This window comes from Asprobacillus argus (assembly GCF_032248395.1).
Classification (GTDB): domain Bacteria; phylum Bacteroidota; class Bacteroidia; order Flavobacteriales; family Flavobacteriaceae; genus Polaribacter; species Polaribacter argus.
The window spans coordinates 258,279-275,985 of the sequence record NZ_JAVTTO010000004.1 but is presented as its reverse complement, the minus strand read 5'-3'; the positions used below and the strand labels follow the sequence as shown (position 1 = coordinate 275,985).

At 34.6% G+C, this 17,707-nt stretch carries 21 protein-coding genes; 12 read left to right on the top strand and 9 right to left on the bottom strand.

Going from position 1 to position 17,707, the window contains the following annotated elements; translation table 11 throughout:
- Positions 1–14 precede the first annotated feature (14 nt).
- Positions 15–551, top strand: a complete 537-nt coding sequence (locus RQM59_RS11545) for a peptidoglycan-binding protein LysM (RefSeq protein ID WP_349242269.1) — start codon at positions 15–17, stop codon at positions 549–551.
- On the opposite strand, the gene lepB is transcribed toward RQM59_RS11545, so the two are convergent.
- The 4 genes from lepB to dnaA are packed head-to-tail and all read right to left on the bottom strand — an operon-like array spanning position 548 to position 3,840.
- Positions 548–1,234, bottom strand: coding sequence for a signal peptidase I (gene lepB / locus RQM59_RS11540; RefSeq protein ID WP_349242268.1), 687 nt, complete (start codon positions 1,232–1,234; stop codon positions 548–550). The two genes, RQM59_RS11545 and lepB, sit on opposite strands and share 4 nt — an antisense overlap.
- 12 nt (positions 1,235–1,246) lie before the next feature.
- Positions 1,247–1,951, bottom strand: coding sequence for an SAM-dependent methyltransferase (locus RQM59_RS11535; protein WP_349242267.1), 705 nt, complete (start codon positions 1,949–1,951; stop codon positions 1,247–1,249).
- The gene (locus tag RQM59_RS11530) at positions 1,941–2,402 is read right to left on the bottom strand and encodes a low molecular weight protein-tyrosine-phosphatase (RefSeq protein WP_349242266.1); all 462 of its coding nucleotides are present in this window, start codon (positions 2,400–2,402) and stop codon (positions 1,941–1,943) included. The genes RQM59_RS11535 and RQM59_RS11530 overlap by 11 nt, the downstream gene beginning before the upstream one ends.
- 10 nt (positions 2,403–2,412) lie before the next feature.
- Positions 2,413–3,840 carry a chromosomal replication initiator protein DnaA gene (dnaA, locus tag RQM59_RS11525; RefSeq protein WP_349242265.1) on the bottom strand — a complete coding sequence of 476 codons (1,428 nt, stop codon included), beginning with the start codon at positions 3,838–3,840 and terminating at the stop codon, positions 2,413–2,415.
- Between the two features lie 166 nt (positions 3,841–4,006).
- Here dnaA and RQM59_RS11520 point away from each other — a divergent pair, with 166 nt between their 5' ends.
- A complete protein-coding gene (locus RQM59_RS11520) occupies positions 4,007–4,405 on the top strand; it encodes an acyl-CoA thioesterase (protein WP_349242264.1) in 399 nt (132 codons plus the stop codon).
- On the opposite strand, the gene RQM59_RS11515 is transcribed toward RQM59_RS11520, so the two are convergent.
- From RQM59_RS11515 to RQM59_RS11495, 5 genes are read right to left on the bottom strand one after another with little or no spacing between them, the layout of a single operon-like run.
- Positions 4,394–5,008, bottom strand: coding sequence for an IMPACT family protein (locus RQM59_RS11515; protein ID WP_349242263.1), 615 nt, complete (start codon positions 5,006–5,008; stop codon positions 4,394–4,396). The two genes, RQM59_RS11520 and RQM59_RS11515, sit on opposite strands and share 12 nt — an antisense overlap.
- Complete coding sequence (locus RQM59_RS11510) at positions 5,001–5,867, bottom strand: EamA/RhaT family transporter (RefSeq protein WP_349242262.1); 867 nt, start codon at positions 5,865–5,867, stop codon at positions 5,001–5,003. Before RQM59_RS11510 ends, RQM59_RS11515 begins: the two co-directional genes overlap by 8 nt.
- Before the next feature lies 1 nt (position 5,868).
- A complete protein-coding gene (locus tag RQM59_RS11505) occupies positions 5,869–6,477 on the bottom strand; it encodes an HAD family hydrolase (protein WP_349242261.1) in 609 nt (202 codons plus the stop codon).
- Positions 6,470–7,504 carry a bifunctional diaminohydroxyphosphoribosylaminopyrimidine deaminase/5-amino-6-(5-phosphoribosylamino)uracil reductase RibD gene (gene ribD / locus RQM59_RS11500; RefSeq protein WP_349242260.1) on the bottom strand — a complete coding sequence of 345 codons (1,035 nt, stop codon included), beginning with the start codon at positions 7,502–7,504 and terminating at the stop codon, positions 6,470–6,472. Before ribD ends, RQM59_RS11505 begins: the two co-directional genes overlap by 8 nt.
- Positions 7,505–7,507: 3 nt before the next feature.
- Positions 7,508–7,969: an LEA type 2 family protein gene (locus RQM59_RS11495; RefSeq protein WP_349242259.1), complete on the bottom strand. Its 462-nt coding sequence runs from the start codon at positions 7,967–7,969 to the stop codon at positions 7,508–7,510.
- 53 nt (positions 7,970–8,022) lie between these two features.
- Here RQM59_RS11495 and RQM59_RS11490 point away from each other — a divergent pair, with 53 nt between their 5' ends.
- From RQM59_RS11490 to RQM59_RS11445, 10 genes are all read left to right on the top strand, one after another.
- On the top strand, positions 8,023–8,514 hold the full coding sequence (locus RQM59_RS11490; protein WP_349242258.1) for a GNAT family N-acetyltransferase: 492 nt from the start codon (positions 8,023–8,025) through the stop codon (positions 8,512–8,514).
- Positions 8,511–9,365 (top strand): peptide chain release factor N(5)-glutamine methyltransferase, encoded by an 855-nt coding sequence (gene prmC / locus RQM59_RS11485; protein WP_349242257.1) that lies wholly within the window; start codon positions 8,511–8,513, stop codon positions 9,363–9,365. Before RQM59_RS11490 ends, prmC begins: the two co-directional genes overlap by 4 nt.
- Positions 9,366–9,380: 15 nt before the next feature.
- Positions 9,381–10,145 (top strand): cyclase family protein, encoded by a 765-nt coding sequence (locus RQM59_RS11480; protein ID WP_349242256.1) that lies wholly within the window; start codon positions 9,381–9,383, stop codon positions 10,143–10,145.
- 10 nt (positions 10,146–10,155) lie between these two features.
- Positions 10,156–10,671 (top strand): hypothetical protein, encoded by a 516-nt coding sequence (locus RQM59_RS11475; RefSeq protein WP_349242255.1) that lies wholly within the window; start codon positions 10,156–10,158, stop codon positions 10,669–10,671.
- Between the two features lie 69 nt (positions 10,672–10,740).
- The gene (locus RQM59_RS11470) at positions 10,741–11,112 is read left to right on the top strand and encodes a hypothetical protein (protein WP_349242254.1); all 372 of its coding nucleotides are present in this window, start codon (positions 10,741–10,743) and stop codon (positions 11,110–11,112) included.
- 67 nt (positions 11,113–11,179) lie between these two features.
- Positions 11,180–12,739, top strand: coding sequence for an NAD(P)/FAD-dependent oxidoreductase (locus RQM59_RS11465; protein ID WP_349242253.1), 1,560 nt, complete (start codon positions 11,180–11,182; stop codon positions 12,737–12,739).
- A 63-nt stretch (positions 12,740–12,802) separates the two neighbouring features.
- Positions 12,803–13,579: a LytTR family transcriptional regulator DNA-binding domain-containing protein gene (locus tag RQM59_RS11460; RefSeq protein ID WP_349242252.1), complete on the top strand. Its 777-nt coding sequence runs from the start codon at positions 12,803–12,805 to the stop codon at positions 13,577–13,579.
- 80 nt (positions 13,580–13,659) lie between these two features.
- Positions 13,660–14,742 (top strand): serine hydrolase domain-containing protein, encoded by a 1,083-nt coding sequence (locus tag RQM59_RS11455; protein WP_349242251.1) that lies wholly within the window; start codon positions 13,660–13,662, stop codon positions 14,740–14,742.
- Between the two features lie 70 nt (positions 14,743–14,812).
- Positions 14,813–15,424 (top strand): class I SAM-dependent methyltransferase, encoded by a 612-nt coding sequence (locus RQM59_RS11450; RefSeq protein ID WP_349242250.1) that lies wholly within the window; start codon positions 14,813–14,815, stop codon positions 15,422–15,424.
- A gap of 11 nt (positions 15,425–15,435) precedes the next feature.
- Positions 15,436–17,688, top strand: a complete 2,253-nt coding sequence (locus RQM59_RS11445) for a sulfatase-like hydrolase/transferase (protein WP_349242249.1) — start codon at positions 15,436–15,438, stop codon at positions 17,686–17,688.
- Positions 17,689–17,707 lie beyond the last annotated feature (19 nt).

Genomic DNA, 17,707 nt, shown 5'->3' with positions numbered 1-17,707 from the left:
TCTGTGTAGGGGCAATGTCTATTCCAACAACTACAGAAGTTGTAAAGGAAGATACTACTGTTGTTTTTCCAGTAGAAAGTAGTATTGAGATTCCATTTTTACAAAATGATTTTGTTGCGTTTAAAGAGGCTTTAGCATTTAAAGAATCGCAAGGAAAATACAGGGTGGTCAATACACTTGGGTATTTAGGTAAATATCAATTTGGAAAAACTACCTTAGAACGTTTTAGAATCTACAATACAGATGGTTTTTTAAGAAACCCTGAATTACAAGAAAGTGCTTTCTTAGCCTATTGTAAAGTAAATAAGTGGATCCTACGAAAAGATATTAGACGTAGCGTTGGTAAAGTTATTAATGGTACTGAAATTACCGAATCAGGTATTTTAGCAGCAGCTCATTTAAGTGGTGCAGGAAATGTAAAGAAATATTTACGCTCTGGCGGTCAGCACAATCTTTCGGATGCGTATGGTGCTTCTATCTCCTTATATATGAAAAAGTTTGCTGGTTTTGACGTTTCTGAGGTAGAAGCTAATAGAAAAGCTAGGGTTTAAAAAACTTTAAGAATCACTCCTTTTAAATCTTCTTGATTTACAAATCCTGTAAATCTTGAATCTTCAGAGTAATCTCTATTATCTCCTAAAACAAAGAACTTTCCATTTGGAACTATTACTGGTCCAAAGTAGTCTTTATTCCAAGGTTTCTTGAATTTCTCAAGAATGATATCGTCTACATAGTCTATGCTATCCATTCTTCGGTTAAGACCATAATTACGAATGATAGGGTCACTTTCCTTAATAAACAGATAGTGTAAGCTATCAGAAACCCTAAGAACTTCCAAATCTTCATTTAACAAATTATCACTCCTTAAGCGATTCATGTTTTCTGTGGAAATTTCATAACTATACTTTAATTCCAGGCTATTATCAAGGTTCTTTCCATTTCTAAATAAAACCCCTCCAATTATTTGAATTGTATCATTTTCTCTACCAACTAATCGAAATACTTTTTCATACTTTCCAAAAAAAGAATCTTCATAATTAAAAACAATGAAATCAAAAATTTTTGGAGTAGCCAGATTAGACGAAATTGCACGATCACCCATCTTGATTCCTGGATCGTTCGCCGTTGAAGGGTTAGAGTAAAACACTAACCAGCCGGTAGGGTACAAAATGAAAAAATAAAAAGCGCCAATAATTGTAATAATTCCTAGTAACCTGATTATTTTCTTTTTCATACTTAATCAATACTATTTATGAATAATAAAGATAGCAGGCCTTTTATGAAGATCGGGCTGTTGTTGCTTCCATTCCTTAGCTGTATAGGTTCTTATATACTCTGAAGGCAAGCTAATATCTACCGCAATACATATACGCGTACCTGGAGTAAGCACAGCTTTGAGATCGGAAAACATCTTCTCATTCCGGTAAGGTGTCTCTATAAATATTTGAGATTGATCCTTTTCTTTAGATAATCTTTCCAACTCTTTGATCGCTTTTTTTCGATCTAACTTATCTATTGGTAAGTATCCATTAAACGCAAAATTTTGACCATTCATTCCTGAGGCCATTAATGCCATCAAAATAGAGGAAGGTCCTACTAAAGGAACTACTTGTATCCCTTTTTCATGTGCTAGCTTTACAATAGTCGCCCCTGGATCGGCTACTGCCGGCACACCTGCTTCAGAAAGTAACCCAACATTAATCCCTTGATCACATGCATTTAAGTAGGTACGTGTTTCTAGTTCCTCAGCATATTTATCGAGTAGCATGATCTGTAGATCGGGTTGCGATTTTTTAGGAGTGATCTTCTTAATAAATCTTCTTGCTGATTTTTCATTCTCGACAATATAATAATCAATTTGCTCGATCATTTTTCGAACAGAATAAGGCATTACCTCTAAAGGTTCTGTTTCTCCAAGTGTCGTTGGTATCAAGTATAATTTACCCTTCATCTTCCAAATGTACTTTAATTATTTCACATGCCTCATCCAGCATCGTGTATACATTTTCGAAGCCTCGATCTCCTCCATAGTATGGATCTGGCACTTCTCTATCCTGCCCCACATGTGACTCATTCAAGATCATTTTCACTTTAGCATTATCTTCTTCTGTTCTTGCTAAGGATAAAATATTATAGTAATTACTCTGATCCATAGCATAAATATGATCAAACTCATCGAAGTCTTCTATGGTAAATTTTCGTGCTCTTTGATCTGTAAGATCTATATGATACTTCCTAGCTACTTGAATAGATCTAGGGTCGGGTAATTCTCCTACGTGATATGCTGCTGTTCCTGCCGAATCAACAAAAACTTTGGATGCATCTACTTTAGATTTTAAAATACCCTCTGCTAATGGAGAACGACAAATATTCCCCAAGCAAACCATTAGTACTTTTTTCATGAGTTGAAGTTTAGAACGTTAACTTCTTCGTAAGGTCTTCTACATACTTCCTAAACTGTTTATCTGTTTCTGTCAGATTATCAACAGTTTTACAAGCGTGCAATACGGTAGCATGATCTCTCTGTCCAATTTGTGAACCTATACTTGCTAATGACGTCTTCGTCATTCTTTTAGCAAAATACATCGCCAATTGCCTTGCTTGTACAATATGTCTTTTTCTTGTTTTTGATTGTAGTGTTACTACATCCATATCAAAGTATTTTGATACCACTTTTTGGATGTAATCTATAGACACTTCTTTCTTCGTATTCTTAACAAACTTATCTACAATTTGTTTTGCCAATTCTAAAGAGAATTCTTTTCTATTGAACGATGCTTGAGCAATCATAGAAATAATAACTCCTTCTAGTTCACGAACATTAGATTTAATATTCTTTGCTATATATTCTACGATCTCATCTTCCATCTCTACGCCATCTCTAAACAACTTGTTTTGTAGGATAGAAATTCTTGTCTCGTAATCCGGCGCCTGTAATTCAGCAGATAGCCCCCATTTAAAACGAGATAGTAAACGTTGTTCAATATCTTGCATATCTACAGGTGCTTTATCCGAAGTTAAAATTACCTGCTTACCATTTTGATGTAAGTGATTAAATATATGGAAGAATACATCTTGTGTTCCTGCTTTACCTGATAAGAATTGCACATCATCAATTACCAGCACGTCGATCATTTGATAGAAATGAATAAAGTCATTTCTGGTATTCGATTTTACTGAATCGATAAATTGCTGTGTAAATTTCTCAGAAGAGATATACAATACGGTTTTTTCAGGGTACTTATCTTTGATCTCTACACCAATGGCATGCGCTAAATGTGTTTTTCCTAAACCAACACCACCATAAATTAATAGTGGATTAAAAGAAGTTCCTCCTGGTTTATTTGCAACTGCCATCCCAGCAGATCTTGCCAACCTATTTGAATCTCCTTCAACAAAATTCTTGAAATTGTAATTCGGATTTAATTGAGATTCAATTCTCACTTTTTGTAACCCTGGAATCACGAATGGATTTCTCAATTCTCGTTTATCTACCTCTAAAGAAACAGCTACTTTTTGCGGTTTCAAAGGATCTCTATTCGAGCTTGGGATTTTTACGATCTGAGGTCGGTTACTACTATACGTATTTTCCATACGTACATCGTAAATTAATTTAGCGTCATTTCCTAATTCTCTTACCAACGCTACACGTAATAATTTAATGTAATGTTCCTCTAACCATTCGTAAAAGAATTTACTCGGAACTTGTATGGTTAATGCCTCTCCAGATAACTTAATTGGCTTAATAGGTTCGAACCAAGTTTTATAAGCTTGCGGCTTAATATTGTCCTTTATAAAAGACAGGCACTCGTTCCAAACTGATTGAGCAGTTTTAGTCATTTAGGTATATCGAAAATTAGTTGTTAGACGGTAATTTGTTACTCTTTGTTCCCTCTCTTAAATAGCTTTACAAATGTGTGAATAAATTTTAGTATAAAAAAATGAAATCGCTATTGATTATTAATTATTTTTTCCGTAACCTAAGGCATCAAAATGTTTAAAAAAATTGATCCAATTTTCAACAAAAGCTAGAATTCGATATGGCGAGACAGATCAAATGGGTGTCGTTTATCACGGAAATTATGCACAATATTTCGAAATAGCCAGAACCGAATGGTTGCGTACCTTGGGTATTACATACAAAGATATGGAGAACGAAGGAGTTATGCTACCAGTTATCTCATTGTCTTTTAAATTCTTGGATTCAGCAAAATATGATGATATCATCACGATTAATATCAGTATTAAAAAACCTCCTGTAGTAAAAATTGAGTTTGACTATGAAATCTTAAATGAGGGTGGAAAGTTATTAACAACTGGGAATTCAGTTTTGGCCTTCATGAATATGAAAACAGGAAAGCCCATGAAGTGCCCTGATTATATTTCTGACAGGTTAGTTTTCTAATTCTTTTATAGCTACTCGATATAGGTTTTCAAAGGTACTAAAAACCGTCTCCGCATCTTTTTTTCTGACACTTATTATATAAGTACAATCCTCTTCTAATCGTTGCTGGATAATCTTGAGATTTTTCTCCTTAATAATACGCATCACTTTGTTCATCATATCATATTGAAAAGATATCTGATATTGAACATCTATGGTCTTGTCTCTGATATCTGAAACTTCCAATGCCAATTGTGCTGAATTCCTGTATGCATTTATGAGTCCTCCTACCCCTAATTTCGTTCCTCCAAAATAACGTACAGATACAATTAAAATATTGGTTACATCATACGATTGTATTTGTCCATAGATTGGCATTCCTGCTGAGTTACTTGGTTCTCCGTCGTCATTTGCTCTAAAACGGATCTGCTCCACCCCTAGTTGCCAAGCATAGCAAAAATGTCGAGCTGAATGATGCTTCTTTTTCAAACTATCTAAAGCTGCCTTAATATCATCTTCATTATGTACAGGAAAAGCATATCCATAGAACTTACTATTTCTATCTTTAAATAGTGTTTCTTCAGATGGTACTTCAATGGTTCTATATGTATCTTTATTATCCATATAATACTACTAAGAATATACTAACAATTGCAATCCCTATTCCAGCCCAATTTTTCTTGATCAGTTTTTCTTTAAAGATGAGCAATCCAAAAAGTGTGGTTAATATAACAACACTTACATTGTTAATTGTAAAAACAGTAGAACTTTCAAAGCCTTCTGTCTTCAAGGCTTTTAATAGAAACTCAATGGAGTAATAATTAGGTATTCCTAAAGCGATTCCTCCAAGAATATTTTTAAATTGAAACTTGAACTTTCCTTGAGACGCCTGCAGCATTAATAACATGCACCCTAACACAGATGCAAAAATAAAGATGGTAGCAGAGAAGATAGGCACACCTCCATCCGGCACTAATCTCGTTTCAACATATTTTAAGGTGGTATCCAAAACTCCAGAACCAATAAAAAGTAGCAATGGAAAAATCAAATTCTTCTTTTTTAATGGCTCAGAATCACTTTTAGAGGCAGACAAGTAAACCGCTACTAAGGCTAGTAGTATTCCAATAACCTTTAAATACCCAACGGCTTCATTATAAACAATCACTCCAAAAACAACCGGGATGATTACCGACATTTTATTGGCTACTGAAGCCACAGATAAACCATTCTTTTGGGCCGTTGCTGCCATCAAATTAAACACTATGATAAAGATGACACTCAAACTTAAAGCCCCAAAAAACCAAGGTTGGCTAGGGATTTGTGATACTTCTAACGACAGATCGGATGAAATAAAGCCAATTAAAAAAGCGACAAAATAGTTTATCGTAATTGCCTGTAAAGTATGTATCTTAAAGACGTTGAACAGCTTGAATATGACAAACAAGCAACTAGAGATTAAGATACTTATCACTAAGTGATCCATATTAAAATTCTATTCTTTTTAGTAAATTGACAATGTCTTCAGTTTCCGGGTCAATATGCCAAACGTTTTTCCCTAACTCTTTGGCTGCATCCGTATTTTCTTTGGTATCATCAATAAAGATCGTTTCAGATGCAACGAGATTATTTTCTCTTAAAACAAACTCATAAATGTCCTTATCTGGTTTTCTTAAATTGATCTCATGAGATAGATAGAATTTTTCAAAATAACTCATAAACTCAGTATACAACCCCTCTCCCCAATCCTTCTTAATCCAGGAAATATGTAAGTCATTCGTATTACTCAACAAGAACAGTCTATACTTTTTGGAGGCTGCTAACTCTTTTAAAAACTCTAACCTATGTAATGGAAAATCTTTTAAGATAGCGTTCCATGCATCGATAAATTCTTCTCTTGAAATTTGAGGGTACATTTTAGTAACCGTTTGCACAAAAGCATCGGTTGAGATCATTCCCATCTCATACTCAAAACATAGATCTCGCATCTCATCTGTAAATTCTGTTACCCCTAATTTTGCAAGTTCCTCAGCAGTTGCTTTTTTATCTAGATTGATAAATACATCCCCGTAATCAAAAACAATGTTCTTAATCATTTCTATACCTTTTTAAAACATCGAGTAAAATTCTTTCTTCCGAAATCTTTTTTGCAGAAAGAATAGGAGCTTTAATTCCTTCCTTAAATAATACATCCCCTATAAAAACATTCGCTTCATCCCATAAATTACCGTCTATGAAAGTTTGCAACGTTACAGTCCCGCCTTCAACAATAACGGATTGGATTCTATGAGCGTATAACGCAGCAACAATTTGCTTGGGTACATCTTTTGAAAAATCGATCTTTTCAAAGATCACATTCTCCTCATTTTCTTTATCTTTCTCTGTCACCACTATAGTTAACACAGATCCGTCAAACACGTGAAGTTCATTAGAAAGTTTCAGTTCCTTATCGATTACAATTCTTATTGGATTTTCACCAGTCCAATCTCGTATAGTCAGCTTGGGGTCATCCGCTTTTACCGTATTTGTCCCAACTAAAATTGCATGTTCTTCTCCTCTCCATTTATGAACTAATTGTCTGGATTTCTCATTGGTGATCCAAACTGGTTTTTGGTCATTTCTATGTAAAGGAGCTATAAAACCGTCCTTTGTTTCAGCCCACTTTAAGATAATGAATGGTCTTTTTTTATTTTGATTCGTAAAAAATCGTCTATGGTGTTGTAAGCACTCTTCTTCTAAGATGCCAACAGTCACATTACAACCTGCATTCTTTAATCGTTCGATACTTTTCCCCGCAACAAGCTCATTAGTATCAACACAACCAATTACTACATCTGGTATTTGATGTTCAACAATAAGGTCAGCACAAGGTGGTGTCTTTCCAAAATGCGAGCAAGGTTCTAGCGTTACATATAAAGTAGATTCTTTAAGAAGAGTTGGATCTTTCACAGAGTTAATAGCATTTACCTCAGCATGATTCCCTCCATAAGGGCTCGTATATCCTTCTCCGATAATTTTATAATCGTGAACAATTACAGCTCCTACCGATGGATTTGGCCTTGCTGTTCCAATTCCATTTGCAGCTAACTCCAAACAACGTCTTATATACTTTTCGTGCTGCAAGGCTTATTTGATTTTAATCTCTTGAACCGTGTTTACGGGAAATGTCTTTGAAATCCCTAACGTTCTAAAGTATAGATTTCCAACATAGCGAACCTTAATAGATTTATTCAAAAAAGAATCTACCAATCCTCCTAGAATACCATTTTTATTATTCTCAAAAACTCTTTTAATAGGAATCTCTACGATCATAGGAATAGCGAACTCTTTTCTGGCTGGAATTTTAAAAGGTTCTGAAGATACTTTAGCCAATTTAGCACCATTTACCCACACCTGAATACTATCTGTATAGAATTTCCCACCTATATCGTTTGGGTTTTTAAAAAAAGCATCTGCTCCCAATGTAATTGTCTTTTTACTTAGGTCTATAATCTTTACATTATCAACCTTTACAAAAACAGGTTTTTTGGTTACAGCACAACTTGCCAATACGAGTAAAGATGTAATTAAAATAAACGCTTTCTTCATGGTTTTTTTTATTAAAAATAGCTAAATTGCTCTTACAAAAGTACACTATATAAATGACATCTGAGACCTATCTTATCAGAGAAATTGAGCAAAAAGACAATGCACAAATTGCAGCCGTTATCAGAGATGTTCTCATTGAAATGGGAGTTCCTAAAGTAGGCACCGCATACGAAGACAAAGCTTTAGACATCATGTATGAAACATATAACAAAAAAAATGCCATGTATTTTGTTATTGAACACGATGGAAAGATAATTGGGGGTGGCGGTGTTTCGCAACTAGATAATTTTGAAGGTAATACCTGTGAGTTACAGAAAATGTATTTCTTACCAAAAGCCCGCGGAAAAGGTCTGGGAGCACAAATGATCGAAAAGTGTTTGACAAAAGCGAAGGAATTTGGTTTTGAACAATGTTATTTGGAAACCATGCCTTATATGAAAGCGGCTAAAAAATTGTATCAGCGAAATGGATTTGATTTTATAGATGGCCCTATGGGAGATACTGGCCATTATTCTTGTAATGTTTGGATGATTAGAAAGCTATGATGTTAAAAACATACAAACAGCATTTTAAAACATCTTTATCCAGTTTATATCCTGATGCGGAAATCGATTCTTTTTTCTTTTTATTGATTGAGGAGTATTTAGGTTTACAACGGATTGACATTAGTCTTCAACCCAACTTTGAAATTGATAGTAGCCAACAGAACAAATTAGATGGTGCCTTACAAAGACTGCAAAAAGAAGAACCAGTTCAGTACATTTTAAGGAAAACCGAGTTTTATGGATTACCGTTACTAGTGAATACACACACCTTAATTCCGAGGCCAGAAACAGAAGAACTCGTAGAATGGATACTAAATGACTTAACATCGAATTCTATACAAGATTCTTTAGAAATATTAGACGTCGGAACTGGGAGTGGATGTATTCCAATATCTATCGGTAAAAACAATGCTAGTACCAACATATCAGCTATTGACATTTCTTCCAAAGCTCTGGAAGTTGCAAAGAAAAATGCAAGGCTTAATGAAGTATCTATAGATTTTATTCAGACTGATATTCTAAAGACAAACCAACTTCCTAAAAAGTATGATCTCATTGTTTCGAATCCGCCGTATGTTAGAGAATTGGAGAAAATAGAAATCAAAAAAAATGTACTTGAGAATGAACCTCATGTAGCTTTATTTGTAAAAGACAACAATCCTCTTCTTTTTTACCATAAAATAGCTGATCTAGCCAAAGAAGCACTAAAAAAGGAAGGAGCATTGTATTTTGAGATCAATCAGTATTTAGGAAAAGAAACCGTAGCTTTACTTCAAACAAAAGGATTCAAAAAAGTAACATTGCGAAAAGATCTATTTGGTAATGACCGGATGGTCAAAGCTCAATTATAACCTATCGTATATATTATGAAGATCATAGACCTTTCAAAACCCATTCAATACAACAAGACCGATCCATGGTTTATGAAAGTAAAAATTAAACATAAATCACATAAAAAAGGTGGTTTATTAGTACGTTTGTTCGGATTGCCGAAAAAACTCTTTCCAAAAGGGTTTGAAGGATGGGCGGATGACACCATCAAAAAAATGGGAGTACATTCAACTACACATATAGATGCTCCTTGGCACTACTCACCTACTGTGGCTGGGGAGAAAGCTAAAACTATTGATGAGATTCCCTTAGAATGGTGCTATGGAGAAGGTTTAGTGATTGATATGAAGCATAAAGAAGATTTTGACGCTATTACCGTTGCCGATATTGAAACATTTTTAGAACAGCAACAACTTTCGTTAAAACCAGGAATGATCGTACTCATTAAAACGGGTCGTGATGTCTTTAATGGCACAAAGGAATTTCCGCATAAAGGAACTGGAATGAGTGCAGCCGCAACAGAATGGTTGATCGATCAAGGCATTAAAGTGATGGGCATAGACTCTTGGGGTTGGGATCTTCCTTTAAAACACTTAGTTAAGAAAGCAAAAGAAACGAATAACGCTGAGTTATTTTGGGAAGCACATTTAGTTGGGGCACGCAAAGAATATTGTCATATGGAGCAATTGGTCAATTTGGATGCACTTCCATACAGCGGGTTCAAAGTAGCAGTCTTCCCTTTAAAAATTGTAGGCGCCTCTGCTGCTCCAGCAAGAGTTGTAGCCATATTAGATCAATAAAATATATGTCATGAAAAAATTTATTCTCCTTCTTTTTTTGAGTCCATTATTAAGCCATGCTCAAATGAAAGACTATTCAAAGAAAGTCCAATCGATAGATAACACTATAGAAACGCTGTATTCTGTAATTTCAGGAGATAAGGGAGTTGTTAGAGATTGGGAGTTGTTTAAATACTTATTTCATAAGGATGCTAAGTTAATTCCATCAGGAACTAATCAGCAAGGTAAAACAGGTGTTCGTTTTATGAGCCCTGACGAATACATCAATACTTCTGGAAAATGGTTGTATGAAAACGGTTTTCATGAAAAGGAAATTGGCAGAACCACAGAACGATTTGGGAATATTGCCCATGTCTTTTCTAGCTATGAATCTTTCAGAACTAAGACTGACGAGAAACCTTTTATGAGAGGAATTAATAGTATTCAGCTACTTTATGATGGTAACCGTTGGTGGATCTTAAATGTCTATTGGATGGCTGAAAATCCAAAAAATCAAATTCCAAAGAAATATTTGAATAAAAAATAAGGTCAGAATACGTATTTTTACACAATTAAAGATCAAATAATTAGTTATATAATTCCAAAACCATATCACTTGAAAGCAAAAAAATTACTTCTTTTCGTAGCTATAACCTGTATTACTGCATTCTCATATGGGCAGTCCAAATCTACCTATGAATTTGAGAATGTTCAAAAAAATGAACAAAGTCTTGGTAAAGATTGTACACTAATTATTGATAAAAAAGAAAATATCTATACGTTTTCTTTTAAAAGTGTTAATGGAAAAAGTAACTTTCAAGTAGCTTTTAAATTGCGAGGTAATACAGCATTTGTAATAGGTGACGATGCTCCAAAACCAACACAATATAACGTTGTTAGTGACCTAGATAGTAAAGGAAGTATTTTATTTGTGCCTAAACAAAATAGCAATAACGCCTTCGCGTATTCCTTTACAGGCTCCAATTAGGAACACAACTCATCATCGATTTTGTGAAGATAAAAACGCACTCTGAACTTTTGTGTAAGTTTGCCATATGATTAAAGAGTTACAACTCCGCGTAAATTTAATTGAAGAGCGCAAGGAAGATATCCTATTATATAAAGCTGCCAAGCAACTGGGTATTACAATAGATGAGATAACAGGTATTAAAGTACTTCGAAAGTCTATTGACGCAAGAAAAAAGGACATCGTCTTTAATTATAAAGTAGCTGTTTACATAAATGAAAGTGTTCCACAAAAATCGGACTATACATTTGAGTATAAAGATGTATCCAAAAGCAAAGAAGTTCATATTGTCGGTTTTGGTCCAGCAGGCATGTACGCTGCACTTCGTTGTATTGAATTAGGCTTTAAACCCATAGTTCTTGAACGCGGTAAAAATGTACAAGATCGCAGGCGTGATTTGAGAGCCATCAATCAAGAGCATTTTGTAAATGAAGATTCTAATTATTGTTTTGGAGAAGGTGGCGCAGGAACCTACTCTGATGGGAAATTATATACCCGTAGTTTAAAGAGAGGCGATGTACGCCGTATTTTCGAAAACCTAGTCTTTCACGGAGCAACAGAGCAAATATTGATCGATGCACATCCACATATTGGCACAAACAAATTACCAAAGATCATTCAGAATATTCGAGAAACCATTTTACAGTTCGGTGGAGAAATTCATTTTGAATCGCGAGTTACAGATTTTGTTGTTAAGAATAATAAATTAGTAGCTATACGGCTTCAGAATAATATTGAGATGGATGTACGCGCACTTATATTAGCTACTGGTCATTCCGCCAGAGACATCTATGAGCTATTGCATAAGAAAGAAATTGCACTAAAGGCTAAATCATTTGCTATGGGTGTCCGAGTTGAACATCCGCAAAATATTATAGATAACATACAATATCATTGCAGTGGAGAACGTGATGAATTGTTGCCTGCGGCTGCCTATAGTTTAGTACATCAAGTACAAAACAGAGGCGTGTATTCATTCTGTATGTGTCCAGGTGGATTTATAGTACCCGCTGCTACAGCTAACGGAGAAGTTGTGGTGAATGGGATGTCTCCCTCCAGAAGAAATAATAAGTTTGCAAATTCGGGAATCGTTGTTGAAATCAATGTGGATAAAGACATTCCTAAATATGATCAATTTGGGCCACTAAAAGGGCTTGAATATCAGAAAAATCTCGAACGATTGGCGTTTACCTCAGGAGGAAGAACGCAAGCAGCACCGGCGCAACGGTTAGTAGATTTTGTTGAAGGTAAATTATCGTCAGCGCTAAATGAAACCTCGTATCAACCAGGATTAAATTCCGCTCCTCTACACTCGTTGTTACCCAAACTTATTGGAGGTAGACTTCGTAAAGGTTTTGCTGCATTTGGAAGAAAAATGCATGGATACTACACAAACGAAGCTAATATTGTAGGCGTTGAATCGCGCACATCATCTCCAGTAAATATTCCAAGAAAAGAAAATCTTGAACATCCCGAAATCGAAGGTCTATTCCCGTGCGGTGAAGGTGGTGGTTACGCAGGAGGAATTATATCGGCTGCAATGGATGGAGAACGATGTGCAGAGGCCGTCATCTCAAAACTCTCCTAAGTTTTTTGCAAATCCCTAACATAAAATGTATTTTCACTTTTAGATAGCTTTTGCTCATATAGAATGCGTACCATAAAGTTAAACACTTCTTATAAGTTTCAATTCTTAATTGCCCTGGCCATTAGTTTATGGCTGGTTGTCTTCTTAATTCTAATCGCTCCATTTGATGTTGCTGAACTTCCTTTTTGGATTCGTGTGGAAATACTACCCTTGTATGGACTTATTTCTTTTATAAGCTATAGCCTACTTATTCCCATTCAACATTGGGTATATAAAACTATTGGAAAATGGAACTTGTTATTGGAGGTCAGCTTTATTCTGGTTTTTAATACATTGACTTTCATCGGAAGCTATATGTACTACAAGTCCTCCATTATTAATGGTGAATACTCTTTTGCCAAATTTGCTTTGGAAGTATATACTCCTATTTTGATCATTTTGTTATTTATTTTAGTGCTAGCTAGATGGTTCGTAAATACGAAAATGCCAAATAAAGAACATCCTAAGATTATTTTGACCGGAGAGAATAAACGTGATTTTCTTCAGATTCAACTAGAGCATCTCGTCGCTGTTTCTAGTGCAGACAACTATGTTGAGATACACTATATCAAAGAGAATGCGATCAAAAAAAAATTATTGAGAAACACACTTAAAAATATTCAAAATCAAGAGCCTTCATTACAAAAAGTACATCGTTCTCACTTGATTAACCTATTTCATTTTAAAGAATGGAAAAACACCAACACGATTTTGGTGCACGAAATAGAGATTCCGGTTTCTAAAAATTATAGACAAGCGATATTGGCTATTGATTTTTCATCCCTAAAAACGTATGATTAACCCCTAAGCTAGTAAAATAAGGTAATTAACACATTTGCATGTATACTTTTGAATTGTATAATTTTAAAAAAAACAAGATCATGCGTACATCATTTATTCTTACAATTACACTTTTATTAAATGTTACTATTGGCTTTTCACAAACTCAAGAGAAAGAAGCTTCGCTACTTTTAGAAAAATTCATTTCCAATAATGTGACCGTTGGTGCTGTCGCTGGATATTCGGTAGACGGTGAAATTAAATGGCAATCTGCAGTTGGCTATTCCGATAAAAAGAATCGTACTCCTTTTAACGTAAATACAATTACAAGAGTTGCTTCTGTAGTTAAACTTTTTACAGCGGTTGCCGTTATGCAACTTATTGAACAAGGGTTAATAGATCTTAACGATCCCATTCAAAAATATGTCCCTGACTTTCCTAAAAGTAAATTCGGGACGATTACGATAAAACAATTATTAAATCATACTTCAGGAATTGGCGGTTATAAAAGCGGTAAAGAAGCTGAGACTAAAAAAGAATACCCAACTTTAGCAGATGCTATGAACGTTTTCAAAGATCGTAAACTACTATTTAGACCAGGAAGTCAATACAGCTATTCAACGTATGGATATGTGCTTCTGGGTGTGCTCATAGAAAGAGTTTCAGAGACCACATACAAAGAGTACATACAAACAAATATTTTGGATAAAGCAGGCATGAAGCATACAGCTATAGAGAAATTCGGCGTTCAAGTACCAAATAAGAGTCTTCTATACCATCGAAACAGAAAAGGAAAAATTAAAAAGGCCGCTAACAACAACTTAAGCAATAGAATTCCAGGAGGTGGCTTCTATACTACATTGGGAGATATGTTCAAGTTTGGAGATGCTATCATAAATAATCAACTGATCAATAAAAATACATTATCATCTATGTTCGAAAACAATGGTCTAAAAAAAGGAGGGAACGCCCATGGCATTGGTTGGTTTATGTATGCACAAAATCCCAATAATTCAGCTGTTATTGGTCATAGCGGAGAACAAACAGGTTGTTCTGCGCAACTCATGATTGTTCCTAAAAGTAAAACCGTAGTAATGGTCATGGTAAACACTTCTGGATCATGGAAAGAAGCGATTACACTGGCGGCTAATCTGATTGGTATTTCAGAAAAATCTAGAAAATAGCAACGTTTCTTTTTGTACATAATACGAGACATTTCTTGTACATTTGTGTATAAGAAATGTATCATTAAATATGACAAAAGACCGACATCAACACTGGGAGCATGTGTACGAAACTAAAACTCCTGAACAAGTAAGTTGGACCCAAAAAGTTCCAAGGACATCATTAGATTTTATTAATGCAACCCAACTACCTAAAAATGCAAGTATTATTGATATTGGCGGAGGTGACAGTAATCTAGTAGATTTTTTGCTTGAGGAAGGATATACCAACATCACCGTTTTAGACATTTCAGGCAAAGCACTAGAACGTGCCAAAGAACGCTTAGGAGAAAAAGCCAAGATCGTACAATGGATCGTTAGTGACATAACCCATTTCAAACCAACCATGCAATACGATATCTGGCATGACAGAGCGGTTTTTCATTTCTTGACAAAACCTGAAGAAATAGAAGCCTATGTTTCACTTGCCAATAACCATGTGAATTCCAATATGGTTATCGGTACTTTTTCCGAAAGTGGACCTTTAAAGTGTAGTGGTCTAGAAATTACTCAGTATTCAGAAGCATCAATGAGCTCTAGATTTCAAGAGAAATTTGATAGAATTAAGTGTTTGGAAGAAACACATAAAACCCCATTCAATACTACTCAAAACTTTGTTTTTTGTAGTTTTAAAAGGAAATAACTTTTCTCTAAATGGAATTTCTAACTAAAGTCCTTAAATATCTTTTTGAAATACGAGTAGAGATTTTGAATCTACTATTATTACTCTCACTATCTTTTGTCATTATCAAAATGATCAGAAAGAGAAATATACGACTTCTTGTTGCTGGACTGCTTACCTTATTTATTTCATTACAACTGATTTCTTTATACTTTGTTCAAACATTCATAGGATATCAATTTTATGTGCATTTTAATGTACGAGACATCACAGGAATGATGAGTATATACACTTCACAAATCATATTGTTGTTATTCATCTTTTCTATACTCTTGTTAATGCTATACCATTCTAAACAACTAGCATTTAGTATAAAGAAGTTTTTGTTAAAGAAGTTCCAATGGAGTGGTATATTCTATTCCAAAAAAATACACCTACTCTTTATCGTTCTTCTTGTATCAGCTTCTGGGTATTTTATGACACTTGAAAAAGGTATTATAGGGACTAGTATTGAATTAATGTCAATGTTGGATGCTAAAGAAGAAAATATTCAGGAAACTCTAAATAACTTAGGTTTTAAAGAATATACATTTCCTAACAACTTGAAGGCTGAAAAAGGCAAGAACATTATTGTGCTTTCATTGGAGTCCTTAGAGAAAGGATATTTAGACGGACGATTATCTCATCTTACCCCTAACCTTAATGCCTTAAAAAAGGAGTGGAACTATTATGATATGACGCCATCTAAGGGAAGCGAATGGACAAGTGGTTCTTTGTATACATCTCTTACAGGGTTACCTGCTTATTTCGGAGTTCAGGGGAATTCCATTTTTCAAAAAGCCTTTCATTCAAATATTACAGGTATTAGTCATATTTTAGAAAAAGCTGGATATGAAATGACATATATCTCCTCTTCTGAAGCAGAATTTTCAGGAGTCCAGGAGCTCTTACATACATTTCAAATTGATAATATTGTTGATCAATTCTCTCATGGAAAAGGTTTTAGAGATAAAGATGTTTTTGAAGCTGCCAAGAAACGGATTAAATCTTATGATACGCAACAAACTCCTTTCATGCTTTTCATATCAACAGTGGATACGCATTTCCCCAACGGTATTTACGATGATCGCATGGAGAAATATATTTCACCAAAAGAAAATGATCTCCAATTTATGGTAGCTGCTTTAGATTATCTGGTTGGCGATTTCATAGCCTATCTTAAAAGAGAAAACCTACTATCGAATACAGTTATATATATCTATCCAGATCATTTAAAGATGGGGAGCCCAATTTCTTTTGATGATATTGGTGCTCGAAGCCTTTATGTATTAACGAATGCCAAAAAAGAGGATCTTAAAAACACAGACAGCCTTTATCAAATAGATATTCCGAATATTGTTTTAGATGGAGCAAATATCAAACATAATGGAGTTTTCCTAACAGATCATATTTCAGGAGATAAAAATCAATTCATAAAAGATCATCTTCAGGGATTAATATCATTAAACACTTCTGGAATCTCTAGATTTAATGCGAAAACACATATTCCTTTATCTATAAGTAAGAATTATGATGTATACAAACAGGACACACTAAGGTACATCGCACATGCCGGAGGCAAGATTGACGATCGCACCTATACAAATTCATTAGAAGCCTTAGATCTTAACTATAAAAAGGGGTTTAGATTGTTCGAATTAGATATTATTAAAACTTCAGATAATAAGTTTGTTGCGGCTCATGATTGGGATTTTTGGGCGGAAATAACAAATTTTAAGGGCCAAACGCCAGTTACTCAAGCAACGTTTTTAAAGTATCCTATTAGAGGAACCTACACGCCTATGAGCATGAGTCGTATCAACCAATGGTTCGAGGAACATCCTGATGCTATTTTAGTGACAGATAAAGTCAATGACCCTATAGCCTTTTCAAAGCAATTTGTGGACAAAAACAGGTTAATGATGGAGCTGTTCGATTGGCAATCCATTGAAAACGCTATCAAAGCTGGAATTAAATCACCAATCGTAGCACAACACGTTTTGGAGAATATTTCTGGAAATAAGGTCGGAAAACTAAAAAAAGCAGGGGTTTTCAATGTAGCCGTTTCCAGAACTTTTATCGAGAAAAATATAACTCTTTTAAAAGAACTAAAAGCCTCCAATATAAAAGTCTATGCATACCATCTAAACTTTGATTCCAGTAAGGATGAAGAATATGTTGTGAAATATGAAATGGATGCCATTTATGGAATCTATGCGGATACTTGGAATTTTTCTAAGGAATAGCAACATACAACAAATGCTA

Excerpts from the sequence above, each read along its gene's own strand:
- lepB (WP_349242268.1), bottom strand. The coding sequence starts at position 1,234 with ATGAAAAAGAAAATAATCAGGTTACTAGGAATTATTACAATTATTGGC.
- RQM59_RS11505 (WP_349242261.1), bottom strand. The coding sequence starts at position 6,477 with ATGATTAAGAACATTGTTTTTGATTACGGGGATGTATTTATCAATCTA.
- RQM59_RS11545 (WP_349242269.1), top strand. The coding sequence starts at position 15 with ATGTCTATTCCAACAACTACAGAAGTTGTAAAGGAAGATACTACTGTT.
- RQM59_RS11450 (WP_349242250.1), top strand. The coding sequence starts at position 14,813 with ATGACAAAAGACCGACATCAACACTGGGAGCATGTGTACGAAACTAAA.
- RQM59_RS11530 (WP_349242266.1), bottom strand. The coding sequence starts at position 2,402 with ATGAAAAAAGTACTAATGGTTTGCTTGGGGAATATTTGTCGTTCTCCA.
- prmC (WP_349242257.1), top strand. The coding sequence starts at position 8,511 with ATGATGTTAAAAACATACAAACAGCATTTTAAAACATCTTTATCCAGT.
- RQM59_RS11490 (WP_349242258.1), top strand. The coding sequence starts at position 8,023 with ATGACATCTGAGACCTATCTTATCAGAGAAATTGAGCAAAAAGACAAT.
- RQM59_RS11460 (WP_349242252.1), top strand. The coding sequence starts at position 12,803 with ATGCGTACCATAAAGTTAAACACTTCTTATAAGTTTCAATTCTTAATT.
- RQM59_RS11480 (WP_349242256.1), top strand. The coding sequence starts at position 9,381 with ATGAAGATCATAGACCTTTCAAAACCCATTCAATACAACAAGACCGAT.
- RQM59_RS11510 (WP_349242262.1), bottom strand. The coding sequence starts at position 5,867 with ATGGATCACTTAGTGATAAGTATCTTAATCTCTAGTTGCTTGTTTGTC.
- RQM59_RS11515 (WP_349242263.1), bottom strand. The coding sequence starts at position 5,008 with ATGGATAATAAAGATACATATAGAACCATTGAAGTACCATCTGAAGAA.
- RQM59_RS11455 (WP_349242251.1), top strand. The coding sequence starts at position 13,660 with ATGCGTACATCATTTATTCTTACAATTACACTTTTATTAAATGTTACT.
- RQM59_RS11475 (WP_349242255.1), top strand. The coding sequence starts at position 10,156 with ATGAAAAAATTTATTCTCCTTCTTTTTTTGAGTCCATTATTAAGCCAT.
- dnaA (WP_349242265.1), bottom strand. The coding sequence starts at position 3,840 with ATGACTAAAACTGCTCAATCAGTTTGGAACGAGTGCCTGTCTTTTATA.
- RQM59_RS11535 (WP_349242267.1), bottom strand. The coding sequence starts at position 1,951 with ATGAAGGGTAAATTATACTTGATACCAACGACACTTGGAGAAACAGAA.
- RQM59_RS11495 (WP_349242259.1), bottom strand. The coding sequence starts at position 7,969 with ATGAAGAAAGCGTTTATTTTAATTACATCTTTACTCGTATTGGCAAGT.
- RQM59_RS11465 (WP_349242253.1), top strand. The coding sequence starts at position 11,180 with ATGATTAAAGAGTTACAACTCCGCGTAAATTTAATTGAAGAGCGCAAG.
- RQM59_RS11445 (WP_349242249.1), top strand. The coding sequence starts at position 15,436 with ATGGAATTTCTAACTAAAGTCCTTAAATATCTTTTTGAAATACGAGTA.